This window comes from Oceanicola sp. S124 (genome assembly GCF_000220565.1).
Classification (GTDB): domain Bacteria; phylum Pseudomonadota; class Alphaproteobacteria; order Rhodobacterales; family Rhodobacteraceae; genus Pseudooceanicola.
Window position 1 is genome coordinate 1 of sequence record NZ_AFPM01000121.1, and the last position, 12,734, is coordinate 12,734.

General features: G+C 68.8%; 13 protein-coding genes and 1 pseudogene. 13 read left to right on the forward strand and 1 reads right to left on the reverse strand.

Annotation, left to right across the window (positions count from 1 at the left end):
* The 13 genes and pseudogenes from OS124_RS24120 to OS124_RS0108845 form a co-directional block, all read left to right on the forward strand.
* Window positions 1-204 (forward strand): annotated as a pseudogene (locus OS124_RS24120) (haloacid dehalogenase type II); the annotation flags it as partial.
* The gene (locus tag OS124_RS0108790; protein WP_010139146.1) at window positions 204-1,022 is read left to right on the forward strand and encodes an alpha/beta fold hydrolase; all 819 of its coding nucleotides are present in this window, start codon (window positions 204-206) and stop codon (window positions 1,020-1,022) included. The pseudogene OS124_RS24120 and the gene OS124_RS0108790, both read left to right, overlap by 1 nt.
* The gene (locus tag OS124_RS0108795; protein ID WP_010139147.1) at window positions 1,019-1,987 is read left to right on the forward strand and encodes a threonine ammonia-lyase; all 969 of its coding nucleotides are present in this window, start codon (window positions 1,019-1,021) and stop codon (window positions 1,985-1,987) included. Before OS124_RS0108790 ends, OS124_RS0108795 begins: the two co-directional genes overlap by 4 nt.
* A gap of 170 nt (window positions 1,988-2,157) precedes the next feature.
* Window positions 2,158-3,327, forward strand: coding sequence for a 4-hydroxybenzoate 3-monooxygenase (gene pobA, locus OS124_RS0108800; protein ID WP_010139148.1), 1,170 nt, complete (start codon window positions 2,158-2,160; stop codon window positions 3,325-3,327).
* Window positions 3,327-4,118 carry a 3-oxoadipate enol-lactonase gene (gene pcaD, locus OS124_RS0108805; RefSeq protein WP_010139149.1) on the forward strand — a complete coding sequence of 264 codons (792 nt, stop codon included), beginning with the start codon at window positions 3,327-3,329 and terminating at the stop codon, window positions 4,116-4,118. Before pobA ends, pcaD begins: the two co-directional genes overlap by 1 nt.
* Window positions 4,108-4,494, forward strand: a complete 387-nt coding sequence (pcaC, locus tag OS124_RS0108810; RefSeq protein WP_010139150.1) for a 4-carboxymuconolactone decarboxylase — start codon at window positions 4,108-4,110, stop codon at window positions 4,492-4,494. The genes pcaD and pcaC overlap by 11 nt, the downstream gene beginning before the upstream one ends.
* A complete protein-coding gene (pcaH, locus tag OS124_RS0108815) occupies window positions 4,491-5,219 on the forward strand; it encodes a protocatechuate 3,4-dioxygenase subunit beta (RefSeq protein ID WP_010139151.1) in 729 nt (242 codons plus the stop codon). The genes pcaC and pcaH overlap by 4 nt, the downstream gene beginning before the upstream one ends.
* Before the next feature lie 3 nt (window positions 5,220-5,222).
* Entirely contained in the window at window positions 5,223-5,822 is a 600-nt protein-coding gene (gene pcaG / locus OS124_RS0108820; protein ID WP_010139152.1) for a protocatechuate 3,4-dioxygenase subunit alpha, read from the forward strand.
* Window positions 5,823-5,835: 13 nt separating this feature from the next.
* A complete protein-coding gene (locus tag OS124_RS0108825; protein WP_010139153.1) occupies window positions 5,836-6,549 on the forward strand; it encodes an alpha/beta fold hydrolase in 714 nt (237 codons plus the stop codon).
* A complete protein-coding gene (locus OS124_RS0108830) occupies window positions 6,549-7,877 on the forward strand; it encodes a lyase family protein (RefSeq protein WP_010139154.1) in 1,329 nt (442 codons plus the stop codon). The genes OS124_RS0108825 and OS124_RS0108830 overlap by 1 nt, the downstream gene beginning before the upstream one ends.
* Before the next feature lie 108 nt (window positions 7,878-7,985).
* Entirely contained in the window at window positions 7,986-9,233 is a 1,248-nt protein-coding gene (locus OS124_RS0108835; RefSeq protein ID WP_010139155.1) for a TCR/Tet family MFS transporter, read from the forward strand.
* A 78-nt stretch (window positions 9,234-9,311) separates the two neighbouring features.
* Window positions 9,312-10,397, forward strand: coding sequence for a zinc-binding dehydrogenase (locus OS124_RS0108840; protein WP_010139156.1), 1,086 nt, complete (start codon window positions 9,312-9,314; stop codon window positions 10,395-10,397).
* Between the two features lie 22 nt (window positions 10,398-10,419).
* Entirely contained in the window at window positions 10,420-11,646 is a 1,227-nt protein-coding gene (locus OS124_RS0108845) for a mandelate racemase/muconate lactonizing enzyme family protein (RefSeq protein WP_010139157.1), read from the forward strand.
* A 9-nt stretch (window positions 11,647-11,655) separates the two neighbouring features.
* Here the strand turns inward: OS124_RS0108845 and OS124_RS0108850 are convergent, their stop codons facing one another.
* On the reverse strand, window positions 11,656-12,666 hold the full coding sequence (locus tag OS124_RS0108850) for an FUSC family protein (protein ID WP_010139158.1): 1,011 nt from the start codon (window positions 12,664-12,666) through the stop codon (window positions 11,656-11,658).
* Window positions 12,667-12,734 lie beyond the last annotated feature (68 nt).

Genomic DNA, 12,734 nt, shown 5'->3' on the forward strand with positions numbered 1-12,734 from the left:
GACCTCGTCGGCCAGCATTTCGGCTGCGCGCCGGACGAGGTGCTTTTCGTCTCGTCGAACGGCTGGGATGCCTCGGCGGCGGCCGACTACGGGTTCGTCACCGCCTGGGTGAACCGCAACGGTGTCCCGCGCGAGGTGCTGCCAGGCATCCCGGCACGGATGCTGCCCGACCTTTCGACCCTACCTGACCTGGACCTGTTCTGATGCCGCATTTCACCGCCCCCGATGGCGCCTCCCTCTACTATGACGACATGGGCGAGGGCCTGCCCCTGCTCTGCCTCTCGGGGCTGACCCGCAATGGCCGCGATTTCGACGTCCTTGCCCCGCACCTGCCCGGACTGCGGATGATCCGCCTGGACTACCGGGGCCGGGCGCGCTCGGAATACACCGGCGCCGCGACCTATACGCTGCCGGTCGAGGCGCGGGATGCGCTGGCGCTGCTGGATCACCTCGGGATCCAGCAGGCGGCGGTGCTGGGCACCTCGCGCGGCGGGCTGATCGCCCTGCTGCTGGCCGTGATGGCACCAGACCGCCTGCTGGGCGCCGCGCTGAACGACGTCGGCCCGGTGATCGAGGCAGAGGGCATCGGCGCCATCGCCGGCTACCTCGGGCGCAACCCGCCCTTCGCCACGCTGGACGAGGCCGCTGAGGCACGCGCCGGCGATCCGTCCTTCCCCGGGGTGCCGGCAGGGCGCTGGCGCCAGATGATCGCCAACAACACCCGCGAGACCCCCGCAGGGCTGGTAATCGACTACGACCCGACCCTGCGCGACGCCGTCCTTGAAAGCGGCACCCAGACCGCACCCGACCTCTGGCCGCTGTTCGACGCCCTTGCGACGAAGCCGCTGGCGCTGATCTGGGGGCGCAACTCGGACCTGCTCGGCGAGGCGACGGTGGGGCAGATGCGGGCCCGCGCCCCGGCCATGGTGCTTGCAGAGGTGCCCGACCGGGGTCATACCCCGTTCCTGGACGAGCCCGAGGCGCTCGCCGCCCTTCGAACCTGGTTGGACCTGCTGCAATGAACATCGAGATGATCGAAGCCGCCGCGCTGCGGCTTCAGGGCCATGCCCGCCACACCCCCCTGCTGTCCTCGCCCTTCCTCGACGAGATCGCCGGGCGCCGCGTGCTGGTGAAGCCGGAATGCCTGCAACTGACCGGCAGCTTCAAGTTCCGCGGCGCGCTCTCTGCCGTCTCGGCGCTGGACCCCAAGGTCCGGGCCCGCGGCGTCATCGCCTTTTCCTCGGGCAACCATGCGCAGGGCGTGGCCCTTGCGGCGCAGATGCATGGGGTGCCTGCCGTCATCATCATGCCCGCCGATGCCCCGGCGCTGAAGCTGGCCAATACTGCCGCGCTCGGTGCCGAGGTGGTCACCTATGACCGCGCCACCGAGGACCGGGACGAGATCGGCGCCCGGCTGGCCGCCGAGCGCGGGCTGACCCTGATCAGGCCCTTCGACGAGCCACAGGTGATCGCCGGTCAGGGCACCGCGGGCCTCGAGATCGCCCGGGACGCGAAGGCCCTCGGCATCGAGCGGGCCGAGGTGCTGGTCTGCTGCGGTGGCGGCGGCCTCAGCTCGGGTGTGGCGCTGGCCTGTGCGGCCCATGCCCCCGGCCTGCGCGTCCGCACGGTCGAGCCCGAGGGGTTCGACGACGTGAAACGCTCGCTCGCCGCCGGAGAGATTCGCCGCAACCCCGCGCTGACGGGCAATATCTGTGACGCCATCGTCACCCCGCAGCCCGGCGACCTGACCTTCCCGATCCTGAAAGAGCTCTGCGGCCCCGGCATCGCGGTCAGCGAGCACGAGGCGCTTGCCGCCATGGCCCAGGCCTTCCTGCGCCTGAAGATCGTCGCCGAGCCCGGTGGCGCCGTCTCGCTGGCCGCCGCGCTCTATCACGCGGACGAGCTTGAGGGAGACACGGTGATCGCGCTGATTTCCGGAGGAAATGTCGACCCCGAGATGTTCTCCCGCGCGCTCGCCACGCTCTGAGACGACACATTGCGCGCCGCAATCAGGGGCCGCCCCGCCGCAAGGCCGGGCGGCCCCTTGCGTCTGACCACGCCGCATCCGGTCCGGGTCATGTGTACATCTCACCGCGATTTTAATTGACGTAGACAATCACATTTGTCACTTGTCTTGTCAGCGAACGGGAGGACGCCATGAAAACGCAAGTCGCCATCATCGGCGGCGGCCCATCTGGGCTGCTGCTGTCTCAGCTGCTGCATACTGTCGGCATCTCGTCCATCGTGCTGGAACGGAAAACCAAGGACTATGTCCTCGGCCGCATCCGTGCCGGCGTGCTGGAACAGGGCATGGTCAATCTGATGCGCCGGGCCGGCGTGTCGGAACGCATGGACGCCGAGGGCTATGTCCACAACGGCACCGTGATCTCGAATGCGGATGAGCTGATCGAGCTGAACTTTACCAAGCTGACCGGAACCCCGGTGCTGGTCTATGGCCAGACCGAGGTGACCCGTGACCTCTACGAGGCGCGCGAGAAAGCCGGTGGCCAGATCGAATTCGAGGTCGAGGACGTGGTGATCCACGATGCCAAGACCGATGCCCCCTACCTGACCTACACCGTCCACGGCGAAGAGCGCCGCATCGACTGCGACTACGTCGCGGGCTGCGATGGCTTCCACGGCGTCAGCCGCCAGACCATCCCCGATGACGTGCGGCAGGAGTTCGAGAAGGTCTACCCCTTCGGCTGGCTGGGCATCCTGTCGGAAACGCCGCCGGTGCATCACGAGCTGATCTATTCCAACTCGCCGCACGGCTTCGCGCTCTGCTCGATGCGCAATGCCAACCTGTCGCGCTACTACGTGCAGGTGCCGCTGACCGACAAGGTCGAAGAGTGGTCCGACGACCGCTTCTGGGGCGAGCTGAAAAAGCGCATCCCCGCCGAGGTCGCCGAGAAGCTGGTCACCGGCCCCTCGATCGAAAAGAGCATCGCGCCCCTGCGCTCCTTCGTGACCGAGCCGATGTCCTGGGGCCGCCTCTTCCTTTGCGGCGACGCAGCCCATATCGTGCCGCCCACGGGGGCCAAGGGCCTGAACACTGCCGCCTCCGACATCCACTACCTCTTCGAGGCGCTGAAGGCGCATTACCTCGAGGGCGATGACAGCGGGATCGAGGGCTACTCGGAAAAGGCCCTGCTGCGCGTCTGGAAGGCCGAGCGCTTCTCGTGGTGGATGACCAACCTGCTGCACCGCTTCCCCGACCAGGGGCCCTTCGACATCAAGATGCAGCAGGCCGAACTGAACTTCCTGCGCGACAACGAGGACGCGCAGAAGGTGCTTGCTCAGAACTACGTGGGGCTGCCGTACTGATGAAGATCGCCGACCTGGACCGACTGAAGATCCACTACACCGACGAGGGCGACCCGAACGGCGCACCCATCGTCTTTGCCAACTCGCTCGGCACCGACCTGCGTCTCTGGGACAAGCTGGTGCCGCTGCTGCCTGCGGGGCTGCGCATCATCCGCTACGACAAGCGCGGCCATGGCCTGACCGAAGGCACGCCCGCGCCCTACTCCATGGGCACGCTGATTTCGGACGTCGAGGCGCTGCTGGATCATCTACAGGTCAAGGATGCACTCTTTGTCGGCCTGTCCATCGGCGGCATGATCGGCCAGGGGCTGGCGGTGAAACGGCTGGACCTTGTGCGCGCGCTGGTGATCTCGAACTCGGCGGCCAAGATGGGCTCGGCCGAGATGTGGCACGACCGCATCGCCAAGTGCCGCGCCGAGGGTGTCGCCTCGATCGCCGCCCCCACCATGGAGCGCTGGTTCGGCAAGGCGTTCCGCGCCACGCCCGAGCTTGCCGCCTGGCAGAACATGCTCGCCCGGCAAGAGCTTGAGGGCTACACCGGCTGCTGCGCCGCCATCGCTGGCACCGACTTCTACACGCCCACCTCCGGCCTGCGCCTGCCCTGCCTGGGTATCGCCGGCACCGAGGACGGCGCCAGCCCGCCCGACCTGGTGCGCGAGACCGTCGACCTCGTGCCCGGCTCGCGGCTGGAGCTGATCCGCGGCGCGGGCCACCTGCCCTGCGTCGAGAACCCCGGGGAATACGCCCGTATCCTCACCGAGTTCATCAAGGAGACCGGACATGTCCAATGATCGCTTCTACAAAGGCATGAAGGTGCGCCGTGAGGTCCTGGGCGACGCCCATGTCGACCGCGCCGAGGCCGCCAAGACCGACTTCGACCTGCAGTTCCAGACCCTGATCACCGAGGGGGCCTGGGGCACCGTCTGGGCCGGCGACGGCATCTCGCGCCGTGAACGCTCGATGATCACCCTCGCGCTGCTGGCCGCCACCGGGAACTTCGAGGAGATCCCGATGCACATCCGGGCCACCGCCCGCACCGGGGCCAGCAAGCAGGACGTGCTGGAGGCCTTCCAGCATGTCGCCATCTACGCGGGCGTTCCGAAGGCGAACCACGCCCTGAAGCTCGCGAAAGCCACTTACGCCGAAATGGAGGAGCAAGACCAATGACCGATCTCGGCCCGCTGATCCCGCGAAACCGCGAGATCCACCCGGTTCCCTACGACCCGGGCTACAAGACGAGCATCACCCGCTCGCCCTACCTGCCGCTGCTGTCGATGGAATCGACCCCGTCCGAGGAAACGGGGCCGCGTTTCGGTCACGGTCTGCTGGGCGAACTGGACAACAACCTGATCCTGAACTGGACCAAGGGCGCCGCCCCCGCCGTGGGTGAGCGTATCCTGGTGCACGGCCGCGTTCTGGACGAGAACGGCCGCCCCGTGCCCCATACCCTCGTCGAGATCTGGCAGGCCAACGCGGGCGGTCGCTACCGCCACGTGAAGGACACCTACTTTGCCCCGCTCGATCCGAACTTCGGCGGCTGCGGCCGCACGATCACCGACGAGAACGGCTACTATGAGTTCCTGACCATCCGCCCCGGTGCCTACCCCTGGCCCAACCGTGGCAATGACTGGCGCCCGATGCACATCCACATGTCGGTCTTCGGCCATTCCTTCGGCCAGCGCCTGATCACCCAGCTCTACTTCGAGGGCGATCCGCTGATCGACCGCTGCCCGATCGCCGCGACGGTCAAGAGCCGCAGCCAGCTCGACCGCCTGGTCGCACCGCTGGACATGGCCAAGGCGCGTCCGATGGACTTCCTGGCCTACAAGTTCGACGTGGTCCTGCGTGGCCGTCGTCAGACCATGTTCGAGAACAAGCTGGAGGGGATGTAACTCATGGCACAACAACTCGACACGCTGCAGGAAACGCCCTCGCAGACCGCGGGCCCCTACGTCCACATCGGCTGCGTTCCGACCTTCGCCGGTCTGGAAGGCATCTACCCCGAGGACCTGGCCCTGTCGCCCATCGAAGATGGCGCCAAGGGCGAGATCATCGAGATCACCGGCCAGGTCTTTGACGGCACCGGCTGGGCGATGCGCGACGCGATGATGGAAAGCTGGCAGGCCGATGCCGCGGGGATCTACCCCGGGCAAGAGGGCGCCGACCCCAAGGTTTCCGGCTTCTGCCGCTTCACTGCGGACAAGGAGACCGGCTTCTTCACCCTGCGCACCGTCAAGCCCGGCGCGACCAAGGGCCGGGGCGGCATGGTGCAGGCGCCGCATATCTCGGTCTGGATCGTGGCGCGTGGCATCAACATCGGCCTGCAGACCCGCATCTACTTCGAGGATGAGGACAACTCTGCCGACCCGCTGCTGAACCGGATCGAACAGCGTCCCCGCGTGGACACGCTGATCGCCAAGAAGACTGCCGAGGGCAAGTACAGCTTCGACATCCGCCTGCAGGGCCAGGGCGAGACGGTCTTCCTGGACATCTGATGGCCCTCTGCTGATGGCCCGTTTCGTGCTGATCCATGGCGCCTGCCACACAGGCTGGTGCTGGCACCTCGTGATCCCCGAGCTTCTGGCTCGGGGACACCACGTGACCGCCCCCGACCTGCCCGGTCGCGGCGGCGACCCCCGCCCCCATTCAGACCTGACGCTCGAAGACTACGCCCGCACGGTGCTGGACCATGCCGAGCAACCCTCGGTGCTGGTCGGTCATTCCGCGGGCGGCTTCCCGATCTCGCGCGCCGCAGAGCTGGCGCCCTGGCGCGTGCAGCGGCTGGTCTACCTCTGCGCCTTCCTGCCCGAGAACGGGCGATCCCTGCTCGACATGGCCAATGCCTGGCCCGAGCCGCCGCTCAAGGGCATCGCCCGGCAGACCGCCGACCGCGCAGGCTACGAGATCGACGAGGCCGCCGACGATACCCGCTTCTACCACGGCCTGCCCGAGGAGCTGCGCGCAGAGGCCCGCACCCGCCTCGTGGCCGAGCCGATGCAGCCCCATACCCAACCGATTGCCCTGGGTGAAAACTGGCGTCGGACGCCGCGATCCTATATCCGCTGCTCCAACGACCTGACCATCTCGCCGGACGCCCAGGCCGAGATGGCGCAACGCTGTGACCCGAAGGACAGATACGACATGCCCACCGGACATTCCCCCTTCCTTGAAGACCCCGAGGGTCTCGCCGCCCTGCTGTCGCGCATCGCGGAGGACCTCTGATGGCCGGTTCCGTGCACGACAGCGCCGTCTACGCCAGGCTCTTCGACGCCGGAGAGGCCGGGCGGCTGTTCACCGACAGCGCCGAGGTGCGCTCGATGATCATCGTCGAGGGGGCGCTGGCGAAGGCGCAGGGCGCGCTTGGCATGATCCCCGAGGTCTCGGCCGCCTTCATCCAGCGCGCATCGCTGGAAATCCTGATCGACCCCGGTGCGCTGACCGCTGGCGTGGCGAAGAACGGCGTGCCGGTGCCCTCTCTGGTGGCCGAGTTCCGCAAGGAGATGCAGGCGCCGGAGCATGCGCAATATGTCCATTGGGGCGCAACCTCGCAGGACATCGCGGACACCGGGCAGATGCTGCGCCTGCGCCAGCTGCTGGCGCTCTGCGAGGACGGGCTGAAAGAGCTTCTGGGTGCGCTGGCAAAGCTGGCCTCGGACCATGCGGCGCTGCCGATGGCGGGGCGCACCTATGGCCAGTTCGCCACCCCGGTCAGCTTCGGCAGCCATGTCGCCGCCTGGGGCTGGCCGCTGCTGGACCTGCTGAAAGAGCTGCCCGCGCTGCGGGAAAGCTCCCTCTGGGTCTCCCTGTCGGGCGCTGCCGGCACGGGGGCCGAATTCGCGGGCAAGGGCGCCGAGTTGCGCGCCGCGCTGGCCGAGGGGCTGGGCCTGCGCGATCCGGGCCGCAGTTGGCACGCGGATCGCGGTCCGGTGCTGCGCATTGCCGCCTGGCTGGCGCGCATGGCGCAATGCCTTGGCAAGATGGGCGACGACCTGATCCTGATGGCGCAAAGCTCGGCCTCCGAGGTCAAGCTGTCGGCCTCGGGCGGCTCGTCCACCATGCCGCAGAAGCAGAACCCGGTGCAGCCCTCGGCCCTGCTGGCGCTGGCGCGACAGGTCATGGGGTTGAAGGCCGTGATGGACGGTGCGGGCATGCCGCGACAGGAACGCGATGGTGCCGCATGGTTTACCGAATGGCTGGTCTTCCCGCAGCTCTGCCTCTCTGCCGCCGCCGCGCTGACCACGGCCCGCGCCGCGGTGCCCGGCCTGACGCCCAAGGCCGAAGAGATGCGCGCCGTCTTCACCGAGGCCCGCGGCCTGCTGCACGCCGAGGCGCTCTCGTTCCGGCTGGCCGGGCAGATGCCCCGCCCCGAGGCCCAGGCAAAGGTCAAGGAGCTGGCCCAGCAGGTGCTGGCCACCGGCCGCCCGCTGGGAGAGCTGGCCGCCGAGGCGCTGCCCGATCTCGACCTCTCGGGCCTGTTCACCCCCGAGGAACAGATGGGCGACGCCCCTGCCAACGCCCGCGCCTTCGCCGCAGCCGTCGCGGCAATCTGACCGCAGGATCGGACCGCGCGGCGGGCACCGTCGTTTCCGCAATTGACCCCGGGCGCGCCTCTTGCCTAGCTGGCGGCGCGCCCGACCGGCGCACCTGAAGGAGCGCCGATGATCCCCCCCGCCCCCACGCCCAAGGCGTCCAGCCGTCTGCCCCGCCTCGTCATCCTGCTGACGGTGGTGATCGAGGCCATGGGCGTCGGCGTGATCTTCCCGGTCATGCCCGACCTGCTGAGGGAGATCCTCGGCGCCACCCTGTCCGAGGCCGCGCTCTGGGGCGGCGTGCTGATCACCGCCTTCGCCGTGACACAGTTCCTCTGCGGGCCGCTGATCGGCAACCTCTCGGACGCCTTTGGCCGGCGCCGGGTGGTGCTGGTGGCGCTGGCGGTGATGGGACTGGACTACGTCATCATGGCGCTGGCGCAGGACATCTGGCTGCTGCTGGCAGGCCGCCTCGTCGCCGGGGCGACGGCGGCGGTGGTCGCCACGGCCAGCGCCTACATGGCCGACATCTCGAAAGGGTCCGAGAAGGCGCGCAACTTCGGCCTGGTGCAGGCCTGCTTCGGCATGGGCTTCGTGCTGGGCCCGGCCCTTGGCGGGCTGGTCGCGGGCTTCGGCGTGCGCGCGCCCTTCTGGGTGGCGGCAGTGCTCTGCCTGATCAACTTCCTGATGGCGCTGACCGTGCTGCCCGAGAGCCTGCGCCCCGAGGCCCGCCGCGCCTTCGACCCGCGCCGCGCCAATCCGCTTGGCGCCCTGCGCGCCGCCAGCCGCCTGCCGGGACTGAAACCGCTGCTGGCCGCCTATCTGCTCTACCTCATCGGCATGCATGTCTACGGCGTCATCTGGGCCTATTTCACCCAGGCGCAATTCGGCTGGGAGGTCACCCTGGTCGGCCTGTCGCTGACCATCTACGGCGTGGCGCTGGCGGTGGTGCAGGCGGTGCTCTTCGGTCCGCTCTACCGCCGCCTAGGCCCCCGCACCACGGTGCTGGCGGGGATGTGGATCAACACCGGCTTCTTCGCCGCCCTGACGGTGATCAAGAGCGGCACGCTGACCCTCGTCATGACCCCCTTCACCGCGCTCGGCGAAATCAGCCAGCCCGCGATGTCCGCCATCGCCAGCGACGCCGCCCCGGAGGATGCCCAGGGAGAGCTGCAGGGCGTGCTCTCGTCACTGCAGGCCATCGCGATGATCGTCACGCCGCTGCAGATGACGTCGATCTTCCGCGTCTTCACCGCCGAGGACGCTCCGCTCTACCTGCCCGGAGCCCCCTTCGGCGCCTCGGCCCTGCTGATGCTGCCCGCCATGGTGCTGATCGCCCTGCACGTGCCGCGCCGGGGGGCCGTTTCCGCCGGCTAATTCCGACCAGAGGAATTCTATTTCGCAATTAGGTCAAACGCGCTACCAATGTCCCTGACAGCCAGAGGGGAGCTTTGAATGCAGACGATCAGGGCGGCGATCTGCCGGGAATACAACGCACCGATGACCATCGAAGAGGTCCGCCTGCGCGCGTCCGAGATGGGCGAGGTCGAGGTTGAAGTTGAGGCGGTGGCGATCTGCCACTCCGACATCTCGTTCTGGCAGGGCGGTTTCGGCGGCGCCGTGCCGGCGGTCTTCGGCCACGAGGCGGCGGGCCGTGTCACCGCCATCGGCGCGGGCGTGCAGGGGGTGAAGGTCGGCGATGCGGTCTGCGTCACCCTGATCCGCGCCTGCGGCCATTGCGACTGCTGCGGCTCGGGCCAGCCGACGATCTGCGAGACGCCCCATGATCCCGTGGGCCAGAGCCCGATCAGCCTGCCCGACGGCACGCCGGTGATGCAGGCCATGGCCTCCGGCGCCTTCGCCGAGAAGATGGTGGTGGACCAGAGCCAGGTGGTGACCATCCCCGATGACATGCCGATGGATGCGGCCTCGCTGATCTCCTGCGGGGTGATCACCGGGGTCGGTGCCGCTGTCTATGCCAGCGAGATCCGCGCCGGCGACGACGTGGTGGTGATCGGCGCGGGGGGTGTCGGCCTCAACGCCATCCAGGGCGCGCGGATTGCCGGTGCCCGGCGCATCGTCGCCGTCGACCTGGTGGACGAGAAGCTGGAAGCGGCGAAGGAATTCGGCGCCACCGACGTGGTCAGCGCCGAGGGCAAGCCCTGGGGCGCAGTGAAGAAGATCCTGGGCCGGGGCGCCGATGCCGTGCTGGTCACCGTCGGCGTCGGCGCGGTCTACGACATGGCGCCGCGCTACCTTGCGCGGGGCGGCAGGATCGTCATGGTGGGGATGCCGCATGGCAATGTCACCTCCAGCTACTCGCCGCTGATCATGGCGGACGCCGGTCAGGGCATCGTCGGATCGAAGATGGGCAACGTGGTGATCAAGCGCGACATCCCCTGGATGATCGACATGTACCGCCAGGGCCGCCTGAAGCTGGACGAGCTGATCTCGGGCCGCTGGCAACTGGACCAGATCAACGAGGCGATCGCCGACACGCTGGAGGGCCGCGCCCGGCGCAACGTGATCGTGCTGAAATAGGCCCGAGGGGGGCCGCTTCCTTGTGAAACTGAGCGACCTCGAGATCATCGTCACCGCCCCGCCGGCCCCCGGCTGGGGCGGGCACTACTGGATCCTGGTCAAGCTGACGACCGCCTGCGGCATCACCGGCTGGGGCGAGGTCTATGCCGCCTCGGTCGGCCCCGAGGCCATGCGGGCGGTGATCGAGGATGTCTTCGCCCGCCACATGCAGGACGAGAACCCCGAGAACATCGAGCTGATGTTCCGCCACGCCTATTCCGCCGGGTTCACCCAGCGGCCCGACCTGACGGTGATGGGCGCGTTTTCCGGGCTGGAGATCGCCTGCTGGGACATCCTCGGCAAGGCGCGCGGGCGGCCGGTCTGGGCGCTGCTTGGCGGGATGATGAACCAGCGTATCCGCTGCTACTCCTACCTCTACCCCCTGCCGCACCACGATATTTCCGCCTTCTGGACCAGCCCGGCCATGGCCGCCGACAGTGCCCGCGATCTGGTGGCGCGGGGCTATACGGCGGTGAAGTTCGACCCGGCGGGGCCCTACACGATCCGGGGTGGGCATATGCCGGCGCTGTCGGACCTGTCGCTGTCGGCGCGCACCTGTGCCGCCGTGCGCGAGGCCGTCGGCACCCATGCGGACCTGCTGTTCGGCACCCATGGGCAGTTCACCGGCGCAGGCGCGCTGCGCATGGCCCGCGCCATCATGGATTACGATCCACTCTGGTTCGAAGAGCCCGTGCCGCCGGATGACCTGTCGGGGCTGGCAGAGGTCTGCCGCGCCTCGGGCCTGCCCGTCGCTACCGGAGAGCGTCTGACCACCCTGCCCGAGTTCCGCGCCGCGCTGGACGCCGGGGTTGCGATCCTGCAGCCTGCGCTCGGTCGCGCCGGCGGGATCTGGGAAGCGCGCAAGATCGCCGTGCTGGCGCAGAGCTACGGCGCACAGATCGCGCCGCATCTCTATGCAGGTCCGGTGGAATGGGCGGCGAACCTGCACATGGCCGCGACGATCCCCAACCTGCTGATGGCCGAGACCATCGAGACGCCCTTCCACGACGCCCTCATCAGGGGCGCGATCGGGGTCGAGGAAGGCCATGTCAGCCTGTCCGATGCGCCGGGGCTGGGCATCGAGGTCGACGAGGCGCTGGCCCGCGCCCATCCCTTCGACGGCGACCACCTGCACCTGCAGATGCAGGAAGCCCCCTGCCGCTATGACGGGGACAACGCCTTTCAGGGCGGGGCGCCGCGCGACGGCTAACAGGCCGGCTCAGGTGGCAGTGGCGGCTTCCTTCGGCAGCAGGCGGCGGTGGATCTGTGCCACCAGCACACCGCAGGCCAGCATGGCAAGGCCGCCCTGCAACTCGGCGCCAAGGCCGTGCCCGGCGGTCCCGATCTCGGCGGTCAGCAGGAAGCACATGTTCGAATCGAGGCCGAAGGGCGCGCTTTGGGGATGCGCCCTCAGCACCGCGCCACAGGCGATGAAGGGCAGCGCCAGCAGGTAGAGGCCCAGTTCCCCCAGCCCTGCATCTCCCAGCCCCAGATGGTCCCCGGCCAGCCGGTAGGCGATGGCCGCCGCAATGCCGATCGCGGTGGCGGGCGGCAGGTAGCGGATCAGCGGGCGGGGGTTCGGCATGGCCCCCATCAGAGTGGAGAAGACCGTCAGCGACAGGGCGGCGGACATGGCCCAGAACTGACCCGTCGACAGCAGCGCCACCAGCCCCGCCCCCGAAAGCAGCATGGCCAGCGCCCCATTGCGCAGGGCGCGCGGACCGCCGTGGTTCAGTCGCAGCGGCAGCTTCTCGTCCCGGCGGGGGGTGAAGGCGAAGGTGGCGAGGGTCACCGCGACCACCCCGATCAGCGTGCACCAGACCCGGTCGACCGCCAGTACCCAGGGGTCGTTCGGCGTCGCCACGGCGGGCAGGATCACCACCCCCAGGGTGATCGCCGCCATCAGGGCGCCGTAGGAATAGACGGTGCCGATCCAGAAGGCCGCCGCCGTGCCGACCCCGACGCCAAGGGCGAATCCGGCGACCAGCAGAACCGGGTTATCCAGGTGGGTCAGCATCAGCAGGCCCAGCCCGGCCCCCGCCATGGTGCCCAGCACCCGCAGCACGGCGCGGATCACCAGATCCTGCCGGGCCGGCTGGCTGACCACCCAGACCGGCATCGCCGCCCAGAAGGGATGGCTGAGCCCCAGCATCCAGGCCAGCCCGAGCGCCGCCGCAACCGCCAGGAAGAGCTGCAACGCGCGTCCGCGCCAGGGGGGCTGATCTGTCATGGAAGAGGTCCTTCGTGCCGTTCGCTGCCGCCATATCCCTCCCGCGCCGGGGGGAGAAGTGCAGCCAC